Here is a 19,705-nt window from a genome sequence, read left to right on the forward strand (position 1 = left end):
TATTTGCTTAGAGGGACAGATATGCCTTAATAAATGGTTTGCTCGTCCGTTCGTGTAATTCTCTTAATGCTCGTTGCGTTCATCGTCTTATCGTTTATTGTAATGATGCATGCATTTAACTGTCTTTTTCCTTCTGCTACTTCAAATCGAACAGGCATACTTGTTAGAAATTTATGCAGCACAGCATGACGATCCATTCCTAAAATTCCATCAAGAGGACCTGTCATACCAACATCTGATAAATACGCTGTCCCTTGAGGAAGAATTCGCTCATCAGCCGTTTGCACATGTGTGTGTGTGCCAATTACTGCACTCACCCGACCATCTAAATACCAGCCCATCGCTTGTTTTTCGCTCGTTGTTTCAGCATGAAAGTCTACGAAAATGACATCTGCTTCACCATTCATTTCTGCTAAAATGTCATCAACTTTTTTAAACGGACAATCAACTGGGTTCATAAACGTTCGTCCAAGTAAATTAATCACAGCTAACTTTACTTGATTAATTTGAATGATTCGATAGCCAACTCCTGGTGTCCCTTCAGGATAATTGGCTGGTCGAACAAGAGCCGTTGCATCTTCGATAAACGAAAAAATCTCTTTCTTATCCCAAGAATGATTTCCAAGTGTCACAGCCTGCGCACCTTCAGCTAAAAAACCTTTGTAAATCTTTTCGGTAATCCCTTTTCCATGAGCCGCATTTTCGCCATTTATAATTGTCACCGTCGGCTTATATTCTTGCTTTAACCCTTTTATATGTTCAGTGATCATTTCTCTACCAGGAGAACCAACAACATCACCAATAAATAAAATCTTCAAAAAACCCCTACTTTCTTTTTGATTTACAAAAAAATAAAGTGGCTTTCGCCACTTTATTTAGCATATTCAACTGCACGAGTTTCACGAATGACAGTAACACGTATATGTCCTGGATAATCTAGCTCTTGCTCAATCTTCTTCGTAATATCTCTAGCAAGACTGTGAGCTAGTGCGTCATCCACCACATCCGGTCTTACCATAATGCGTACCTCTCGACCGGCTTGAATCGCAAACGTCTTTTCAACACCATCAAATGATTCAGAGATCTCTTCTAGCTTCTCTAATCTTCGAATGTATGTTTCGAGGGTTTCACGTCTAGCACCAGGTCGAGCAGCTGATAATGCATCTGCTGCTGCAACAAGAGTGGAAATAATGGATGTCGCTTCTACATCGCCGTGATGTGAAGCAATCGAGTTGATCACAACTGGATGCTCCTTGTATTTCGTCGCAAGCTCAACACCAATTTCAACATGGCTTCCTTCCACTTCATGATCAATTGCTTTTCCAATGTCGTGCAATAAACCTGCACGCTTCGCTAGTTTAACATCCTCACCAAGTTCGGCAGCCATTAAGCCTGTCAAATGAGCGACTTCCATTGAATGTTTTAAGACATTTTGACCATAGCTTGTGCGGAAACGAAGTCGACCTAAAATCTTTATCAAATCAGGATGAAGACCATGAACGCCTACTTCAAATGTTGTTTGTTCACCATATTCACGTATCGTTTCATCGACTTCTCTTCTTGATTTATCGACCATTTCTTCAATTCGAGCTGGATGAATTCGACCGTCTTGCACAAGTTTCTCTAACGCAGACCGCGCAATTTCACGACGAATTGGATCAAAGCCAGAAAGAATAACCGCTTCCGGTGTGTCATCAATAATTAAATCAATACCTGTCAACGTCTCTAAGGCTCGAATGTTACGACCTTCGCGTCCGATAATGCGGCCTTTCATTTCGTCGTTCGGCAGATTCACTACTGAAACCGTTGTTTCGGCAACATGATCCGCTGAGCAACGTTGAATAGCGAGAGAAAGAATTTCTTTCGATCGCTTGTCCGCCGTTTCTTTTGCTTCAGCTAACTTTTCTTTAATGAGAATTGCTGACTCTTGAGCTACTTCTTGCTCAACTTCTTGGCGTATAATCATTCGTGCTTCTTCTCGGCTTAAGCCAGACACCCGCTCTAATTCTTGTTTTTGGTCCAGCAGCAGCTGGCTCATTTTACTTTCCATCTCTTCAACTTGTCGTTGTTTTTTGGCGAGAGATTCCTCTCGTTTTTCTAATGACTCTTCTTTCTTATCGAGAGTTTCACTTTTCCGATCTAGAATCTCTTCTTTTTGAACCAAACGATGCTCTTGTTTCTGAATCTCATTTCTTCGCTCACGTACGTCGCGTTCTGCATCACTTCTTAGCTTGTGAACCTCGTCTTTTACTTCGAGAATCGCTTCTTTTTTGTTCGTTTCTGCTTCACGCGTCGCATCATCAATGATTTGCTTTGCTGCTTGCTCCGCACTTGAAATTTTCCGTTCAGCGATTGATTTTCGAACAAGATATCCAACAACTGCAAAAACTACAGAGAAAGCAAGTACAATGAGGCTTAGAACCAAGAGATTTAATTCAATGCTTGGCATCGTTACACCTCCCTTGCTATCCAATTGTTGGTTTAAATGTTTCACATTTGTTAATCAATAATGAATATATTCATAAAAATTCAACCGTGATACATTGTGTATCATCCATTATTTTACGCTTCACATCTTTTAATGTCAAGGGCTCGTCGCTTCTTCTACTTGGCTGATTCCATCCCGTATTGTTACGATAAATGCTTTATCTCCTGATTCCGTTAAATGATGATTGTGCGTAATCATCAGTATCTGTCGATCAAACATTGTCGCAAGAGATTTTAAGAACTCATATAAATAATGCGTATACTCTCCTGATACATGTTTTCCCGGTTCATCTAAGAGCAATGGACCTGATTGCCTCGGTTGAGTCGTTTCCATTAATGCGACACGTAGTGCAAGAGTAACAATGTCTACGACCCCACCGCCTCTAGCATCCTGCGGCTTCGTTTTTATTTTCATACCATCGTAGTTAGAAACAACAAACATTTCTGCTACCGCTCTGTTACCATGTTCTTCAAGTTCAATTTCAAAAGCGATCATTGGCCCAAATACATATTGCAGTGCGTTCGTTACTAATGTTTCCATTTGCTGCTTCGCTTGCTTTCGTGCATACTCTGCCGATTGCTGTAACAGCACTCTCGCTTTTTCATAGGTGTCAAGGGTTTCTTCATATTCCTTTAAAGCCACTGTTGCTTGTTGAATTTTCTCATTAATAACGTTTCGCTTCTCATCTAAGCGCGTCCACTGATCGTTCTTCTCTCTTAAAGCACGCTCAAGGGCAACAATTGATTCTTGATTTTGATTAGTCACGAGCGATCAATTCTTTCGGGATAAGTGACCATGCCCGTTCCATTGATTGCTCAATCTCTGCCTCTAACTTTACAATCTCTTCGTCTAAGTCTTCTGGCTGAACACCTAACTCTTCTAGTTCTTCAAGCAAGCGCTTCTTTTGATTCTCTAATTCTTCTAATTTTGCTTCTGCTCGATAACGCAGATCTTTTGCTTTATCAATGGCTTGCTTCATTTTATCTAAATCTTGCTCAACTTGTTTCATTTTGACTCCTCCTTCTGCTTTATTGGTTGTCCACATGTGGGACAAAGATTTAACGCGCTTAATGCCTCCGTATAACGTGCAACTTGTTCTTGTTCTTGTTGTTTGGAATGCGCTACAAACGCAGCCCCTTCTTCTAAACGCTTCTTTAAAAGCGTAATCTTTTCTTGGTAACGTGAAAGCACTTGCGTGCGTTCAAATGTTTGCGAAACACTTTCCGCTAGCGGATACGCTTGTAACACCGTATGTGCAAGCTGCTTTCGCTTTAATAACTCATTCTCTTCGTCAGTTGTTTTTTGCAGCCATTCTAAACGTTCTCGTAACTGTTGGGTTTTCATTACTTTCTTGCGTAAATCCGTTACGTGTTCCTCATTAAACGATTGTAAAAAGTGTGTTCGCTCTAAGTGGCCTTTCAATGCCGCTATATTCTCTGTCACGTTTTCCTTATTCTTCTTAAGCCGCTGTAAATGGAGCGTCTGGGTCACCTTATTTGCTAATGCTTTCGCCAGCTGGTCAACCTCGTCAATCGACTCCGTTTTCGTAAGCCATGTCTGACAGGTTGAAAGGTCCTTTGAAATACGTTGCCACTCACTTTGGACAGAAGAAAGCTGATAGCGCTTTGCTGTTAATTGCTGTAATTTTAAAAATAGCAACTCCCATGTATTTAGATCTTTTACCTTACGAATGGTTTGATCCAGTTGACTTTTTTGACCATTCAATTGCTTAAACTGTTCACTTAAACGTTTTAGTACTTGAACCTTTTGTGCATGTTCCTTTACTCGTTCAAGTAAACGAAAACCTTCGTCTAATTGCTGCTTTGCTTGATCAAGAGGCTTGAATGGTTCCAGTTCTTTCGCTGCTGCTTCTAATTCTTGTTCTTTCCATTTCACCCTTTGTGTTAGCTGTGAAACGTCTTTTGATGTATCACGAATTGCCATATCTAAATAATGAGCTCCACTCATTCTACCAATGGTTTTCGCTCGTATTGAACCGGTTTGTTCCAGTAAAAACGGTCCTTCTAATTGTTGAGCAATTTGCAGCTGCCACTCATGATCGGCATCAATTCGAAACGGTCGCATTTGATGAGCGTTTAAGACTTCCTCTGGTACCGACGAACCGAAACCTTCCAATACGAGATCATCTTGACCCTTTTTTTTAATGATATAGCGGTTCTTCGATGACGTCCGTTCACGCACAAGTGTATGACCGTTTTCAAATTCAATTGTCACCCGTACAAAGTCCGCCCCGACTTTTAAAAAATCTGTCCCTCGTGGTTGATTAAAAAGTGCCCAGCGAACCCCTCTTAACACCGCTGTTTTACCACTATCTGATTGTCCGACAACAACGTTTAAACCTTTGGATAAAGAAACCATTGTATCTAAATGAGATTGAAAATTCTCAAGCCGGACGGAAACCATTTTACTCAGTTTCATCACGCTCCCATCGCTCTTCTATAAGCGTCATTCGCCTCAACGCCTCTTCTCTTACTTTTTCTTCCACATTGGACATGGCTGCGATTTCACGAATGATTTCACCCATTTGTAGCGTTTCAAAATTCGCTTTTTCTTTTACTTGCTGTACGAAGGCATGGAGCTTTTCCTCTTGATGGCTCGCTTTTTCTACGTAAGATCGATCTAAAACAGCTTCACCTTTTTGTGCTTTCAACTGTATCTCTTTCAACCTAATTCCAGATTCGTCTACTTCACCAAGGATGACAGTCGGCATCCGCTCTATTTCTGTCCAATGGTTGTTTATTCGTGCTAGTGCACCTGGGTTGCAAATTAATGTACCGTCTTTTTCCTTAATGCCAAAACCACTATGAAAATGACCAGTGAAAATGACGTCTGCGGTTGTTCCCCAAATATGGTCAATTAATGTGTGGGGCACCCCTTCTGGTAGCGCTCTTTCAACGAGCATACTATGAACAAGGTGAATCATGTATGTAGCATCAGTTTCATTAACAGGGTAATAATCAAGCTTTGGGTCCCGTTGATCAAGGTCATAGTGGTAAGGTTGCCCAGATAGCTGAACCCGAACACCCTCTTTTTCTACTAAAACTGGTTGATCTGGGTGAATAAGGGTCATAATGCCAAAAGCATCAAGAAGCCCTAGCATCGTCCGTGTTACAGTTAAAGGATTATGCCCAAATGTGTCGTGATTGCCAGCTATCGCATAAATAGGTGCTTTCGCCTTTCTAAATAACTGCGCAAACTGCCCAACTGTGCTCGGCGACAAATCAGGTCGGTCGAACACATCTCCACCATGGAGTAAAAAATCCACCTGATGCTCGTTAGCCAAAGCCATTACTTGATCAATTTTATCTTTAATAGTATCAGGAAACGAGTCTAAACGATTTTTCGGGGTCGTACCACGTATATGCGTATCAGTAAAGTAAAGGAATGATATCATACTATATCCTTCGTTCCTTTCGTTGTTAAACTATTTCTTTCTTTAAAGGGTACCATTATGATAAAAGACTTTCCTTTTAAAAAACAGGAAAGTCTTTTGGCTATTACTATTTTAAATCTAGAGGAACATCTTCAAAAGATTCTTTATCAGCTTCTTCTACTTTTACTTCTCCATCAAGATTGTGCTCATCACGAATTTTCCGTTCGATTTCAGCTGTAATCTCCACGTTTTCTTTTAGGAATTGTTTCGAGTTCTCACGACCTTGACCTAAGCGATCACCGTTGTAAGAATACCACGCACCACTCTTATCCACAATCTCTAAATCCGTAGCAATATCAAGAATGGATCCTTCTCTTGAAATTCCTTCGCCATACATAATATCCACTTCAGCAAGGCGGAATGGAGGCGCTACTTTGTTTTTCACTACTTTAATTTTGGTACGGTTTCCGACAATATCGTTTCCTTGTTTCAGTGCCTCAGCCCGTCGCACTTCTAAACGAACAGAAGAATAGAACTTAAGCGCACGTCCACCTGGAGTTGTTTCGGGGTTTCCGAACATCACGCCGACTTTTTCACGAATTTGATTGATAAAGACCGCTACGGTTTTCGATTTGTTAATTGCGCCAGATAGTTTTCTTAACGCTTGCGACATCAAACGAGCCTGCAAGCCGACGTGAGAATCTCCCATTTCGCCTTCAATCTCTGCTTTCGGAACAAGAGCAGCGACACTATCAATAACAATCATATCCAGAGCGCCACTTCGTACAAGCGCCTCAGCGATTTCTAATGCTTGTTCGCCTGTGTCAGGTTGAGACAGAAGCAATTCGTCTACATTTACACCAAGTTTACCAGCATAAACAGGGTCTAAAGCGTGCTCTGCATCAATAAATGCAGCTTGACCACCTTGACGTTGTACTTCAGCAATAGCGTGAAGAGCAACTGTCGTTTTACCAGAAGACTCTGGTCCGTAAACTTCAATAACTCTACCTTTTGGATAGCCACCAACACCTAAAGCAATATCTAAAGCTAGTGCACCACTTGAAACGGTTGAGATTCGTTGCTCCGCTCTCTCTCCTAATTTCATGACAGAACCTTTACCAAACTGCTTTTCGATCTGGCGTAAGGCCATATCTAACGCTTGTTTCCGATCACTCATTCTTCCATCTCCTTTAAATCATCTTCATGTATTGTTGAGACATATAACGTTATCTGTCTTGTTTCATCGTTAGCTATTGTTCTTGTTCTATCATACCTCTTTTTTCATCGTTTGCCAATAGGTTTTACGAACATTTATTCGGTTTTTTTCAATAGAAAAAGATCGGGGGCACAACCCGATCTTTCTTCTTATGAACGGCGACCTGCAGCATGAGGACGACGCTCACGCTTAGGACGAGGCTTCGCCGGCTCTAAATTCACTCTAGCACCGTTGATTCTCGAATAGCGCAGACCTTCATATGCAAATGGTGCGCTCTCTTCAGGTACATCGACGAACGAGAAGTTATCAAAGATATCAATACGTCCAATCGTTTTCACTGGAATACCAATTAAGCGACTAATTTCCTCACCAAGAATTTTCGGTGTTAAATTGACGTTACGGCCGACGTTAATAAAGAAACGAACCATTCCTTTTGCTCCACCTGTTTCACCAAAGCTATAGCCCGCATCCTCACTTGCTGTTTCGGTCGAGAATTTCAGTTTTAGTAATGCAGAAATGATTTCTTTTGCGTCGACTTCTTCTTCTAACATTTGATCAGCGAGCGGACGGAATAATTCCATCTCTTTCCCACCTGATTCGATTGTTTCTTTAATCAAATTTTTCCATGATGTTTGTTGTTTTTCAACCACATCTTCAATGGTTGGTACTTCTTGAGACGGGATGTACATTTTTATTTCTTTTTCAATTGAACGTAAGTGCTTCATTTCCCTTGGCGTCACAAGCGTAATTGCTGCACCCGTCCGGCCTGCACGACCTGTACGACCAATGCGGTGAACATAACTCTCTGGATCTTGTGGAATATCGAAGTTAATAACGTGACTCACATTTTCTACATCAATTCCGCGAGCTGCTACATCTGTTGCGATTAAAAATTCAATAGAAGAATCGCGGAATTTTTTCATCACAACATCACGCTGAGACTGTGTAAGATCTCCATGTAAACCGTCTGCTAAATAACCTCTTGCCTGAAGTGCTTCTGTTAATTCGGCGACCCCTTTTTTTGTACGGCAGAATAAAATACCAAGATCAACATCATCGCTGTCAATGATTCGACAAAGGGAATCGATTTTATTACGCTCCAGCACTTTATAATACACTTGATTGATAGAAGGGGCGGTTACTTCTCCTTTATTAATCGTTACAGTAGCAGGATTGTTCATATAATTTCGTGATAGCTTACGAATTGCTGGTGGCATTGTTGCTGAGAAAAGAAGCGTTTGCCTTACATCATTCACTTCTTTTAAAATCGCTTCAATGTCTTCAACAAACCCCATGTCAAGCATTTCATCCGCTTCATCAAGCACGACTGTATGAACCGATTGAAGCTTTAATGTGCCACGACGCAAGTGATCAAGCATTCGACCTGGTGTACCGATCACAATTTGTACACCTTGTTTTAACGCTTTAATTTGATGACCTATTGACTGCCCACCATAAATCGGTAGCGTGCGAATTGCTTTGTGCATAGACAATTTTTGTAGTTCACCAGCTACTTGAATAGCAAGCTCACGTGTCGGTGTTAAAATAAGTGCTTGAATCGCTCGATCACTTGTCACTTTGTCCACAACAGGAATACCAAAAGCCGCTGTTTTACCAGTTCCTGTTTGAGCCTGGCCAATGACGTCGCCTCCGGTAAGAATAGCCGGGATGGCTTTTTCTTGGATAGGAGATGGCTCTTCAAACCCCATCTCCTTAATTGCTTGTTTTACTTGGTCTGAAATCTCGAAGTCTGAAAAAAATGTCATTTACTACCATTTCTCCTTTTTAATTCGTCCAACAAATAGAAAAATCCATACTTAACCGCACGCATTCGTACGGCGTTTCTCCCACCAGATAACGAAAGTGGAATGGTTCGTACAGGTTGTTGTGGGAAGGCAATGCCAATTACAACCGTTCCTGGCTCTAGGTTCCCTTGTTTTTCTGGTCCTGCTACTCCGGTAAAAGAGATGGCTACATCGGTTCGTAGTTTTTTTTGAATTCCTTGAGCCATTTCTGCTGCACATGCTTCACTCACTGCCCCGTAATCTTGGAGGGTTTGTGGAGATACACCGAGTAACGCGATTTTAGCTTCTTCTGTATAAGCCGTAATACTTCCTGTTAAGATCGATGATGCGCCTGGTAAGGCAACGAGTTCACTGGCAAATAATCCGCCTGTAAGGCTTTCCGCACTGGCAACAGTAAGACCTTGTTCATGTAAGTAACGAGAAACTTCTTTAACGAGCGTTGTCTCATCATAGCCGTACAGATAATCTCCTACTCGATCTGTAATCAAAGACTCTGTTTCATCAAGTAATCGCTTAATTTCATTTTTGTCGGTATGCTTCACCGTCAACCTTAACTTCACTTCACCGTCACTTGCAAGTGGTGCAATTGTAGGGTTTTGCTGATTCTCAATAAGATCTTCTAGATCCGTTTCAAGTTGGGATTCACCGATACCAAAAAAATGAAGCACGCGCGACGTAATAGACGCTTGATCGTTTGTTCCTAATAAGACAGGTAAAAACTCTTTTTCAAACATAGGTTTCATTTCACTTGGCGGTCCTGGTAATAAAACGATTCTTTTTTCATCAGCTAGTTGAACAACCATTCCTGGTGCCATACCATGACGATTAGCAAGAACATGAGCACCTTCTATAACGTATGCTTGCTTTTTATTATTTGGTGTCATCGTCCGATTGTGTCGCTTAAAATATGCTTCAATATGATCAAGAGCATTTTGGTCATACACAAGCTCGCGTTCACAAAACTTTGCAACCGTATCTTTTGTTAAATCATCTTTAGTCGGGCCTAACCCACCCGTTAAAATAAGCAAATCCGCACGAGCAAACCCTTCACTGATCGTCTTATACAGTCGATCCGCATTATCACCAACCACTGTATGTGAATAAACGTCAACACCAACACTTGCAAGTTGTTTCGAAATGTATTGCCCATTTGTGTTGGCAATTTGGCCAAGCAACAACTCTGAACCAACAGCAATGATTTCCGCGTTCATAGGATCAACCCCTATACTGACTTTAGAATAATATGTTTGTTTTTAACAAAATAATCAACGCCAGACCAAATCGTCAATATGGCTGCAACATAGAGCATTAAATCAGCGAACGGAAACGAAATCGCTGAGAAAGGAATGTTATGTAAGAGTGTCGCGATAATAGCAACCATTTGCGTTAAAGTCTTCCATTTCCCTAGGTTACTTGCCGCGATGACATCACCCTCAGCCGCTGCCACCAACCGAATGCCAGTCACAATAAATTCTCTACTAATAATAACAATCGCAATCCAAGCTGGAATAAGTTGAATCTCCACCAGCCCAATTAATGCAGCCGTTACGAGCAATTTATCCGCAAGTGGATCAATAAACTTACCAAAGCTTGTTATCAGATTTAATTTACGCGCGTAATAGCCATCAAGCCAATCCGTTCCAGCAGCAATGACAAAAATAAGCGCTGCAATGAGTAGCGATACAGCAATCGTATCATTAAACATTTCTAGCTCACCAAATGGTAAATCAACAAGCAAGAACAGCATGAATAGTGGAATTAAGCAAATCCGTGCGATTGTTATTTTGTTAGGTAAATTCAATTTCTTCCCTTCTTTCCAACTACGATAAGCGAATCCTTATTTATTGTACCACAGTCACGTCCGTACTGAAAAAAAACGAACTCAAAAAAATGATTTCCGCCTGTAGACGGAAATCACGTTTATTCATTTTCAGATTCAAGCAACACTTCAATTACTTGGACACTCGATGTATCTAAAAGATCAATTTCTAACCCATTCACAGTAAACGTATCCACTTCTGCACCGAACCCAATTCGAACGTACAGAGATTCTAAATCTGTTACATCAGGTTCAAAGTCTTCGTTGAACGGTGGATAGTTTTGCTCTACCGTACCCGAGCCTTCATTTTCACGTAATTCAACATACGTACCTTCATCATTCATTTCAATTAATAGCGAATCAAATGAATCCGCATTCGTTAATGTATACGTTTTTGTCGTCGCGTCTTCATTTTCTAAAACGAGTTCTGGGTCAGCCCCATTATCTTCCGTATCACTATTCGCTTCTTCATCACCTTGAGCTTCATCTTCATCCGTCACGTCGCCTTCATCATTATCGGCTTCATCTTCGTCGGCAGTTGGCCCATCATAAGAAGAACCTTCTTGTGGTTCTTCTGCTGTATTATCTGTATTCGAGCTATCTCCTGCAGTCCAAACGAAATAAACAATGAGCGCAAGAACAATGACAATTAAGATCGGAACTAGAATCGTTCCAAGAGATCGATTTCCGCTTTTTGCTGGTGCTTTTTGTTTTGGAGGCTTTACTCGCTCCGCTCGAGATGGTAAATCAACGCTTTCGCTTTGCGGGCTAGGAAGTTCATTCTTATACGTCGTTAATACTTCCTCTGCATTTAAGCCAACGGCTTCTGCATACGTCTTCACAAACGCCCTTGCATAGAAAATTCCTGGAAGCGTATCAAAATTCCCTTCTTCAATTGCCACTAAATAGCGCTTTTGGATCTTTGTTCGTTGCTGAAGATCATCAAGTGAAAGTTGTTTTTCTTCGCGATTTTCTTTTAAATAATTCCCTAGCTCTGACATCTTTACACCTACCTAGTAACGTTAGCTAATATCGAATGAAGAAAAACCCGATTCAACCACATCGTACGTAATCTCTTCATTATCATCGTTACGTAGTTCAATAATACAGTCAAAGTCTTCTAGCTCATACTCTGTCTCTCGAATAAAAATATCCGGATGCTCTACAACCTTTACCGCTGGTAGACGCATAATATCATCAACTAGTATACGATGTTTTTCTGTTGCTCGCATGGTTGAAACGATGCCATCAATAATAAAAATGTTATCGCCATCCATTTCATCTTCAGCGAGCTGGCTGCGCACAGTTTGGCGAAGCAATGTGGAAGAAATAAACGACCATCGTTTATTCGCACAAACGCTCGCTGCTACAACCGACTCTGTCTTCCCTACTCGGGGCATACCGCGAATACCAATTAAATAGTGCTCATCTCTTTTCATCATTTCTGCCATGAAATCAACGAGTAAGCCTAATTCACGACGAATAAATCGAAACGTCTTTTTTTCTGTTACGTTTCGCTCAATATAGCGACCATGTCGAATCGCTAGTCGATCTCGCACCCTCGGTTCACGAAATTTTGTTACAGTCACACTGCCAATTGTATGTAAGATTGCTTTAAATCGCTTGACATTGTCATCGTCAGTACTGCGAAGTAACATGCCTCGACGCGTATCGTCAACCCCATTAATCGTCACAATGTTTATAGAAAGCATACCAAGAAGAGAAGATATATCTCCAAGTATCCCTGGCCGGTTTTCATGTAGCTGGTACTCAAAATACCATTCTTTCACCGTGCCACTCCCTTTCTCTAATAAATTGACAAATAAAGCTAATCTTCTTGGCTCTATGATATAGGATTCACTTTTAAAAGAAAAGCATTTTCCTTTAGAAACCACAAAACTACAAAAAGAAAAACTGCTTGTTCGTGTATACGAACAAGCAGTTTAACTTATCTGTGGCCGACTAATTTCACCATCATATTCGCAATAGCATGTTGTTCTTTTTCATCAGCCACTTTCCAAAGTTCAGCAAGAACACGCTCTTGCTCGTTTTTAGGTTCTACTTGTTCAGCTAAATACTCACCAACTTGGTAAGCAACGTCGCTCACGATATTTTCATTCATTCCTTCGTGTTGCGCTTGATCAAGACGATCACCTAAAAATTCTTTCCAATGATCCCAGCTATCTAATACAGACATGTGAATCCCTCCTCTAAGTTTTAAAAAAGATTCACACCTAGTATGCCTTCGTCAAACAGAAATATACATGTTAACAATGCCAAGCCCCATTCACTGAAAGTACTTGTCCATTAATATACGATGACCTTTCCTGGCTTAGAAATAATACCGCATGCGCTACCTCTTCCGGACGTCCTAACCGGCCAGCTGGAATGTCGTCTGCCAGTTCGGCTAGTTCTTGTTCACTATAGATGGATAACATGTCACTGTTAATGGCCCCTGGCGCTACCGCGTTTATACGTACCTTACTTCGACCGACTTCTTTTGCAATGCTTTTCATAAAGCCATGCACACCGCTTTTTGCGGCTGCATAGACACTCTCCATACTAGCACCTTCCAGTCCCCAGATAGAAGTAATAAGTGTAATAACGCCTTTCTGATGGTGAATCATTTGTGGCATCACTGCTTGAGTCAGTTTAATCGCACTCGTTAAATGCAATGTCATGGTTTCCTCTAGTTGTTGTGCACTAATATCTTGTAAGAGCTGAGGCTGGGAATTGCCGGCACAGTATACGACGATATCCGGGATATTCGGTAGTTGCTCCATAAGAGTGGCAACACCATCGATTTTCCCCAAATTAGCATAGACTGGAATGGCATCACATTGCAATGATGCACACAAATCTCTTGCTTTCTTCTCATTACGAAAAAAATGAACATAGATGGTACTTGCTTCGAATTGAAAAGAGCGACAGACGGCTTGCCCGATCGCCCCTGTCGCTCCTGTCACTAAGACACTTCTCATGACCCAGATTGATCATCCTTAACAATAAGTGTCGTTTTTGCTTGATCAGAAAAATGAGCATGTAATACAGTTTCTAGATCGTTTACTGTAAGCTCTTCTAGAGTTGGCAATACAGCGAACAAATCCATATCATTAAAACGGTAACGAGTAAATTCATTTGCAATGTATTCTGGCGAGTTTAACGCTTTAAGGAATCCACCAATTTTCTTTTTAATCACACGTGCTGTATCATCTTCATTCAGTGAACCTGCTTTAAATGATGCAATCGTCTCTTCTACTACCGTAATAAGCTGCTCCGGTTGTTGACTTTCACCACCGATAATGGAAAATCCAAATCCCTTTTCAGCAGTAAAATCAAACGAAAACGAGTCATCTGCAACACCGTTTTTATACATGTGCTCGTAGGCTTCTGAACTTGGTCCAAACATTAAGTCTAGGAGTACATTGAGTGACAATTCGTAGCGAAGCAACTCTTGGCCTTGACGGCTTGCATTTGCTTCTTTATAGCCAATAAATACTTTTGGTGTTTGCACAGGCATGTGTATAACATTTGTCGGCTTATCCACTTCCAGCGGCTCGTCTGGAAATGTACGGTCAATGCTCTCTGGCTCTGGAAACGATTTATTTGCTTGGTTTTCACGAATAAGAGTCATCATTTCTTCCGGCTCCACTGAACCAACAATGAATAGTAACATATTGTTTGGGTGGTAAAATGTGTGATAGCACGTATAAAGATCTTCTTTTGTTATTTCATTAATTGAAGGCACAGTACCAGCAATATCTATTTTAACAGGGTGATGTTTATACATGTTTTCAATCGTTCCAAAATAAGCACGCCAATCAGGATTATCATCATACATCGTAATTTCTTGTTCAATAATGCCTTTTTCTTTTTCGACCGTTTGATCCGTAAAGTACGGGTGTTGTACAAAATCCATTAACGTTGTTAAATTTTCATTAACATTGGTTGTACTTGAAAACAAATAAGCGGTGCGAGTAAAGCTCGTAAAGGCATTGGCAGAAGCTCCTTGTTTGCCAAACGTATGAAAGACATCCCCTTCTTCGCTTTCGAACATTTTATGCTCAAGAAAGTGAGCAATACCGTCAGGGACGCGAACCGGCTTGTCTTTACCAATTGGCTTAAAATGATTGTCAATGGAGCCATATTTTGTTGTAAACGTCGCAAACGTTTTATGAAATCCTTTTTTTGGCAAAATATAGACATCTAATCCATTGTCTAATTGCTCATGGTATAAGGTTTCTTCCAATTGCTTGTATTCAATCGGCTTCATGCTTTTTCCCCCTGTCCTTTTAAAAAGTAGATCGTATCTAGCTCCCATTTGGAAACAGCTCGCACGACATCCTCTTTCGTGACGGTTTTAATGTTCTCTATACGCTCTTGAATGGACTTACGATGGTTCGCGACAATTTCATGATAAGATAGTTCTGCAATTCCTCTCGGCGCATCTAAGGCTTCTAACGCTTGATTAAGAAGCATGCCTTTTGCTTGCTCTACTTCAGCTTCTGAGAAATCACCCTTTTTCATTGCTTTTTCTTGTTCCTGAATGATTTCAACTGCACGATCATACTTGTCAAATTCAATACCTGACATCACCATTAATACACCTTTATGGCTCTCAATTTGCGAAGCTGCATAATAGGCCAGACTTTCTTTCTCACGAACATTTATAAACAGTTTGGAAGAAGGAAATCCTCCAAATAATGCATTTCCAACTCGAGCTGCTTCATAGTCATCATCCGAAAAGGTAGAGTGGGTTCTATAACCTAAATGAAGCTTACCTTGCTTCACTTGCTGTTCATCATGAACGATGTGAACCTGTTCGATCTCTTTGTCTGCTTTTGTAGGCTTAACCGTATTTACCGCTTTATGCTGCTCAGTAAACACTCGGCTTACAGTTTGTTTCACTTCTTCTTCTTGAAATGAGCCAATAACATACAAGTCAAATCGATCTTGTTCAAGCATTGACTGATACGCGTCGTATAAGGTTTGCGAATTTAATTGGTCCAAGTCCTTTTCTCTTCCATACGGCGGCAATCGATAGGCTTCATGTTGGAACATTTCTTCTGTGATACGGACATTGGCATAGCGCATTTTATCATCATAAATCGAAGCAATTCGCTGCTTTAACGACCGTTTTTCTTGTTCCACTGTTTGGGTAACAAACACGCCATCCTCCAAAACAGGCTGGTAAACGAGTTGATGTAAAAGCGTTAAAGCCTCTTCAACTAACGAAACGGAATCCTTCAAGTACTGCTCTGAGGCTACATCCATTCGAAACGTAATGACTTGGGCTTCGCCTTTTTTTTGCACATCTGCCGTTAAAGTGGCACCATACATCTCTTCTAGCTTTTGTTTTAATCGCTTACGATTTGGGTGATCTTTTGTTCCACCTTGAAGAACATGAGGAATTAGCGCTCTTGCCGTCACCGTTTCTTCTTGAAGTGGCGCATTTACCATTAACATGATGCTAATTGTTTTAAACTTATCTGTGGCACCTAAATGAAGATGTAACCCATTTTGTTCCGTCGATTTCACTTGTAAATCCGTCAATTTTCATCTTCCTTCCGTTAATCGTTCTACTTTTAGGATGTCGCCTCTTCATCGGATCTATTCCCTATAAGTACTTCTCGCGGCTTACTACCCTCATATGGTCCAACAACGCCTCTTGCTTCCATTTCATCAACTATTCGTGCAGCCCTCGTATACCCAATACGGAAACGTCGCTGAAGCATAGAAACCGATGCCGTGCCGACTTCAATAACAAGGTCCACCGCATCGTTATAAAGATCATCCTCTGGCGCACTTTCTTTTGATTCAACTACCGTTGGTTCCATTTCTTCTACATACTGGGCTTTTTGTTGCGAAACAACGTATGAAACAATTTTCTCTACTTCTTCGTCAGAAAGAAACGCACCTTGAATTCTTGTTGGCTTTGTTGCTCCCATCGGCAAGTACAACATATCTCCTCGACCAAGAAGCTTCTCCGCTCCTCCACCATCCAAAATCGTTCGAGAATCGGTTTGCGAGGAAACGCCGAACGCAATTCTTGAAGGTATATTTGCTTTTATTACTCCTGTAATGACATCAACAGACGGACGTTGCGTAGCAATGATCATGTGAATACCTGCTGCCCTAGCCATCTGAGCGAGTCTTGCGATTGAGTCTTCAACGTCCCCAGATGCAACCATCATTAAGTCAGCAAGTTCATCAACAATGACGACAATATAGGGCAATGTCGGTTGTTTCGCATCATGTAGTTCATTTTGACGCTTAATATAGTCATTGTAGCCTTCCATATTACGCGTTCCTGAATGTGAAAACAAATCATAACGTCGCTCCATTTCCGCAACGACTTTTTTTAGTGCTTGAGATGCCTTCTTTGGTTCCGTAACAACGGGTGTTAACAAGTGAGGAATGCCATTGTATACATTCAGTTCAACCATTTTAGGGTCTATCATCATCATTTTGACTTCATGAGGTTTTGCTTTCATTAATATACTAGTAATAATGCCATTGATGCATACACTTTTTCCACTTCCAGTTGCACCAGCAACAAGGAGATGCGGCATCTTATTTAACGGTGCCAAAACCGGTTCACCTGAAATATCTCGGCCTAGGCCAACTGAAAGGACTTCATGCTGTCTATCTGTCGAGCCACTTAATACTTCTTTTAGCGATACAATCGCCACTTCTTGGTTTGGCACTTCAATTCCAACAGCAGATTTTCCTGGTATTGGAGCTTCAATACGAATATCTTTTGCTGCTAGTGCTAATGCTAAGTCGTCTGCTAAATTAACAATTTTGCTTACTTTCACTCCGACACTTGGATTAACTTCATATTTCGTAACAGCTGGGCCTAAGTGAACTTTTGTCACTCGAACTTTCACTCCGAAACTTTCTAACGTTTTTTCAAGCTTCCGCGCATTCGATGTTAATTGTTGCTTTTCTGTAAGCTGATCAGGCTTAACTGGCGTATGTAATAAATCAAGATCCGGCAATAAATAAGACTCATTTGTCACATCTTCATTTACCAGTTCCGTTGAAAGTAACTCCATTTCTTTAGAGTCTTTCTCTTTGTCGTTCGACACCTCTTGAGCAGACTGCTGACGTTGATCAGCTATCGTCTCTTCTTTAGGCTGCTCTCTTTGTGAGAAATCAACAATTTCAGGTTCCTGCTTGCTATCCCAACGATCTTTTTCTCGTGTTTCTTCTTCTGGTAGAGGCTCCTCTTTTTTCTTCGTACGCGCTTGTTTACTACGTCTTTCATCATCCATTTTTTCTTTCGCTTCATTTCTCCATTGAGTAATGTCAGACCAAGTTGATTTCACAAAATCTGTTACAAATAAATAGCTCCGACGATACCACTTACCTAGCATATCGCTTAAGGAACGCCCAGAAATTAAAATGGCCCCGACCACAATGAGCATCAGACATAACAAATACGTTCCAGCATTATCAAACAAAAAATGGCTTACTGCATAGCCAATCGCTCCGAGCATACCGCCACCTAAGTCTTCTGTTTGTCCGGTTGTAAGCTCCTGCCAAAACAACGCCCATGTGCTTTGAATAACTGAACCATTTTCAAGCGTGCCTTCAATAGTAAGCTGTCGAAATAAGCTAACGTGCGCAATAATCGCTAGAGCGAGTACAACTGTATACATGCCACTCAATTGTCGATTCCAAATGGCTGGCTTCTTCCTTTTAATCATAATGTAAAGGGCTGTTATGAAAAAACCGATAGCAAGTAAAATAAACCACTCCCCTAGGAACAGGCGAAACAATCGTACAAATGCTTCTCCTACACTTCCTAAACGAGCGAGTGTTACAAGTGCGATGACGAGCAGACCTAATCCAATTAGTTCGAACGTTAATTGAGATTTCCATTGTGTTTTTTTTCGTTTCTTTCGCTTTGCCATTCTGTCACCTTCTACGTCATACTCGAACAAGCAGTCTAACTTATAGACTGCTTGTTTCATCCTTATCAGTATAACATATCTGTATTTTAATAGCGTAACGTACTGGATAAAATTGTACCAGGCTCATAGGCAGGATTTAAGTAAGCGTGTGGGTCACTTGAAAGCAAACGAATGATGCGATAGTCACCATCCCCTTGTTGCTCCACCATTAACGAGCCTGCTTCACACGGTATGGTTAATTGCTTCTGAAAATCACTTTGATCTGTGGGATAAAGTTGTTCTAATGGAACCGTTGTGTATAAAATCATTGTACGACCTCTGATGACTTTTGTTCATCTATGAGCTCGTTCAACTTCTTTATTGCTTGCCCAATCCCACCAACTTCATTAATCAATCCATATTCAACCGCATCGGTTCCAATGACATTCGTACCAATATCTCTTGTTAAATTTCCTTTGGAGAACATTAATTCTTTAAATTTCTCTTCCGTTATTGAAGAGTGGTTTGTCACAAAATTAATCACGCGATCTTGCATCTTATCTAAATATTCAAATGTCTGCGGAACCCCAATGACGAGACCTGTTAAGCGAACTGGGTGTATCGTCATTGTCGCTGTTTCGGCAATATACGAATAGTTTGCGGCGGTGGCGATTGGCACACCTATTGAATGACCACCACCAAGAACGAGAGTAACTGTAGGCTTTGAAAGAGAAGCGATCATTTCTGAAAGGGCAAGCCCCGCTTCCACATCACCACCAACAGTGTTTAAAATGATGAGCAATCCTTCAATTTTGGGGTTTTGTTCAACTGCTACTAATTGAGGAATCATATGCTCATACTTTGTCGTTTTATTTTGCGGTGGTAGCTGCATATGGCCTTCAATTTGACCAATGACAGTCATACAATGGATATTTGTTAGCCCCATATCCGGCACACCAGTCTGACCTAACGCTTGTATTTTCTCCACCAATGAACCTTTTTCCTCTTTTGGTTTTGCCGTATCTGGTGCTGGTTGCTGTTCGTCTGCCATGATTCCACGCTCCTTTTAGTCTTACAACTAGTAT

Annotated in this window: 19 protein-coding genes; all 19 read right to left on the bottom strand. The window is 41.0% G+C overall.

The annotated features are described in order from the left end of the window. Positions 1–26 precede the first annotated feature (26 nt). The 19 genes from PQ477_RS19775 to PQ477_RS19865 all read right to left on the bottom strand — a co-directional run bounded on the left by PQ477_RS19775 (position 27) and on the right by PQ477_RS19865 (position 19,671). Positions 27–818 carry a TIGR00282 family metallophosphoesterase gene (locus PQ477_RS19775; RefSeq protein ID WP_274272747.1) on the bottom strand — a complete coding sequence of 264 codons (792 nt, stop codon included), beginning with the start codon at positions 816–818 and terminating at the stop codon, positions 27–29. A 53-nt stretch (positions 819–871) separates the two neighbouring features. Continuing rightward, a complete protein-coding gene (rny, locus tag PQ477_RS19780) occupies positions 872–2,449 on the bottom strand; it encodes a ribonuclease Y (protein WP_144559149.1) in 1,578 nt (525 codons plus the stop codon). A 135-nt stretch (positions 2,450–2,584) separates the two neighbouring features. Beyond that, positions 2,585–3,253, bottom strand: coding sequence for an AAA family ATPase (locus tag PQ477_RS19785; protein WP_035397279.1), 669 nt, complete (start codon positions 3,251–3,253; stop codon positions 2,585–2,587). Next, the gene (locus tag PQ477_RS19790) at positions 3,246–3,497 is read right to left on the bottom strand and encodes a DUF2203 family protein (protein ID WP_035397277.1); all 252 of its coding nucleotides are present in this window, start codon (positions 3,495–3,497) and stop codon (positions 3,246–3,248) included. The genes PQ477_RS19785 and PQ477_RS19790 overlap by 8 nt, the downstream gene beginning before the upstream one ends. Beyond that, complete coding sequence (locus tag PQ477_RS19795) at positions 3,494–4,927, bottom strand: AAA family ATPase (RefSeq protein ID WP_274273603.1); 1,434 nt, start codon at positions 4,925–4,927, stop codon at positions 3,494–3,496. Before PQ477_RS19795 ends, PQ477_RS19790 begins: the two co-directional genes overlap by 4 nt. Continuing rightward, the gene (locus PQ477_RS19800) at positions 4,914–5,903 is read right to left on the bottom strand and encodes a metallophosphoesterase family protein (protein WP_052008199.1); all 990 of its coding nucleotides are present in this window, start codon (positions 5,901–5,903) and stop codon (positions 4,914–4,916) included. Before PQ477_RS19800 ends, PQ477_RS19795 begins: the two co-directional genes overlap by 14 nt. Before the next feature lie 106 nt (positions 5,904–6,009). Beyond that, positions 6,010–7,059 (bottom strand): recombinase RecA, encoded by a 1,050-nt coding sequence (gene recA / locus PQ477_RS19805; RefSeq protein ID WP_035397273.1) that lies wholly within the window; start codon positions 7,057–7,059, stop codon positions 6,010–6,012. A gap of 188 nt (positions 7,060–7,247) precedes the next feature. Next, positions 7,248–8,864 (bottom strand): DEAD/DEAH box helicase, encoded by a 1,617-nt coding sequence (locus tag PQ477_RS19810; RefSeq protein WP_035397271.1) that lies wholly within the window; start codon positions 8,862–8,864, stop codon positions 7,248–7,250. Further along, positions 8,861–10,114 (bottom strand): competence/damage-inducible protein A, encoded by a 1,254-nt coding sequence (locus PQ477_RS19815; RefSeq protein WP_144559150.1) that lies wholly within the window; start codon positions 10,112–10,114, stop codon positions 8,861–8,863. The genes PQ477_RS19810 and PQ477_RS19815 overlap by 4 nt, the downstream gene beginning before the upstream one ends. An 11-nt stretch (positions 10,115–10,125) precedes the next feature. Then, on the bottom strand, positions 10,126–10,704 hold the full coding sequence (gene pgsA / locus PQ477_RS19820) for a CDP-diacylglycerol--glycerol-3-phosphate 3-phosphatidyltransferase (protein ID WP_035397270.1): 579 nt from the start codon (positions 10,702–10,704) through the stop codon (positions 10,126–10,128). Between the two features lie 119 nt (positions 10,705–10,823). Then, on the bottom strand, positions 10,824–11,723 hold the full coding sequence (locus PQ477_RS19825) for a helix-turn-helix domain-containing protein (protein ID WP_144559151.1): 900 nt from the start codon (positions 11,721–11,723) through the stop codon (positions 10,824–10,826). Positions 11,724–11,744: 21 nt separating this feature from the next. Next, entirely contained in the window at positions 11,745–12,512 is a 768-nt protein-coding gene (locus PQ477_RS19830; RefSeq protein ID WP_035397296.1) for a DUF3388 domain-containing protein, read from the bottom strand. 158 nt (positions 12,513–12,670) lie between these two features. After that, on the bottom strand, positions 12,671–12,919 hold the full coding sequence (locus PQ477_RS19835; RefSeq protein ID WP_035397267.1) for a DUF3243 domain-containing protein: 249 nt from the start codon (positions 12,917–12,919) through the stop codon (positions 12,671–12,673). Positions 12,920–12,989: 70 nt separating this feature from the next. Beyond that, on the bottom strand, positions 12,990–13,703 hold the full coding sequence (gene ymfI, locus PQ477_RS19840; RefSeq protein ID WP_060704018.1) for an elongation factor P 5-aminopentanone reductase: 714 nt from the start codon (positions 13,701–13,703) through the stop codon (positions 12,990–12,992). Further along, a complete protein-coding gene (yfmH, locus tag PQ477_RS19845) occupies positions 13,700–14,995 on the bottom strand; it encodes an EF-P 5-aminopentanol modification-associated protein YfmH (protein ID WP_035397265.1) in 1,296 nt (431 codons plus the stop codon). Before yfmH ends, ymfI begins: the two co-directional genes overlap by 4 nt. Then, positions 14,992–16,275, bottom strand: a complete 1,284-nt coding sequence (gene yfmF / locus PQ477_RS19850; RefSeq protein ID WP_060704017.1) for an EF-P 5-aminopentanol modification-associated protein YfmF — start codon at positions 16,273–16,275, stop codon at positions 14,992–14,994. The genes yfmH and yfmF overlap by 4 nt, the downstream gene beginning before the upstream one ends. 32 nt (positions 16,276–16,307) lie before the next feature. Then, positions 16,308–18,641, bottom strand: coding sequence for an FtsK/SpoIIIE family DNA translocase (locus tag PQ477_RS19855; RefSeq protein WP_274272748.1), 2,334 nt, complete (start codon positions 18,639–18,641; stop codon positions 16,308–16,310). Positions 18,642–18,727: 86 nt separating this feature from the next. Further along, positions 18,728–18,949: a YlzJ-like family protein gene (locus PQ477_RS19860; protein ID WP_035397262.1), complete on the bottom strand. Its 222-nt coding sequence runs from the start codon at positions 18,947–18,949 to the stop codon at positions 18,728–18,730. After that, entirely contained in the window at positions 18,946–19,671 is a 726-nt protein-coding gene (locus tag PQ477_RS19865) for a ClpP family protease (RefSeq protein WP_035397259.1), read from the bottom strand. Before PQ477_RS19865 ends, PQ477_RS19860 begins: the two co-directional genes overlap by 4 nt. Positions 19,672–19,705: the final 34 nt, after the last annotated feature.

The organism is Shouchella hunanensis, assembly GCF_028735875.1.
Lineage (GTDB): Bacteria > Bacillota > Bacilli > Bacillales > Bacillaceae_D > Shouchella > Shouchella hunanensis.

What these genes read in the sequence shown, in the direction of transcription:
- rny (WP_144559149.1), bottom strand. Translation starts at nt 2,449, where the DNA reads ATGCCAAGCATTGAATTAAATCTCTTGGTTCTAAGCCTCATTGTACTT.
- PQ477_RS19790 (WP_035397277.1), bottom strand. Translation starts at nt 3,497, where the DNA reads ATGAAACAAGTTGAGCAAGATTTAGATAAAATGAAGCAAGCCATTGAT.
- PQ477_RS19795 (WP_274273603.1), bottom strand. Translation starts at nt 4,927, where the DNA reads ATGAAACTGAGTAAAATGGTTTCCGTCCGGCTTGAGAATTTTCAATCT.
- PQ477_RS19800 (WP_052008199.1), bottom strand. Translation starts at nt 5,903, where the DNA reads ATGATATCATTCCTTTACTTTACTGATACGCATATACGTGGTACGACC.
- recA (WP_035397273.1), bottom strand. Translation starts at nt 7,059, where the DNA reads ATGAGTGATCGGAAACAAGCGTTAGATATGGCCTTACGCCAGATCGAA.
- PQ477_RS19810 (WP_035397271.1), bottom strand. Translation starts at nt 8,864, where the DNA reads ATGACATTTTTTTCAGACTTCGAGATTTCAGACCAAGTAAAACAAGCA.
- PQ477_RS19815 (WP_144559150.1), bottom strand. Translation starts at nt 10,114, where the DNA reads ATGAACGCGGAAATCATTGCTGTTGGTTCAGAGTTGTTGCTTGGCCAA.
- PQ477_RS19825 (WP_144559151.1), bottom strand. Translation starts at nt 11,723, where the DNA reads ATGTCAGAGCTAGGGAATTATTTAAAAGAAAATCGCGAAGAAAAACAA.
- PQ477_RS19835 (WP_035397267.1), bottom strand. Translation starts at nt 12,919, where the DNA reads ATGTCTGTATTAGATAGCTGGGATCATTGGAAAGAATTTTTAGGTGAT.
- ymfI (WP_060704018.1), bottom strand. Translation starts at nt 13,703, where the DNA reads ATGAGAAGTGTCTTAGTGACAGGAGCGACAGGGGCGATCGGGCAAGCC.
- yfmH (WP_035397265.1), bottom strand. Translation starts at nt 14,995, where the DNA reads ATGAAGCCGATTGAATACAAGCAATTGGAAGAAACCTTATACCATGAG.
- PQ477_RS19855 (WP_274272748.1), bottom strand. Translation starts at nt 18,641, where the DNA reads ATGGCAAAGCGAAAGAAACGAAAAAAAACACAATGGAAATCTCAATTA.
- PQ477_RS19860 (WP_035397262.1), bottom strand. Translation starts at nt 18,949, where the DNA reads ATGATTTTATACACAACGGTTCCATTAGAACAACTTTATCCCACAGAT.
- PQ477_RS19865 (WP_035397259.1), bottom strand. Translation starts at nt 19,671, where the DNA reads ATGGCAGACGAACAGCAACCAGCACCAGATACGGCAAAACCAAAAGAG.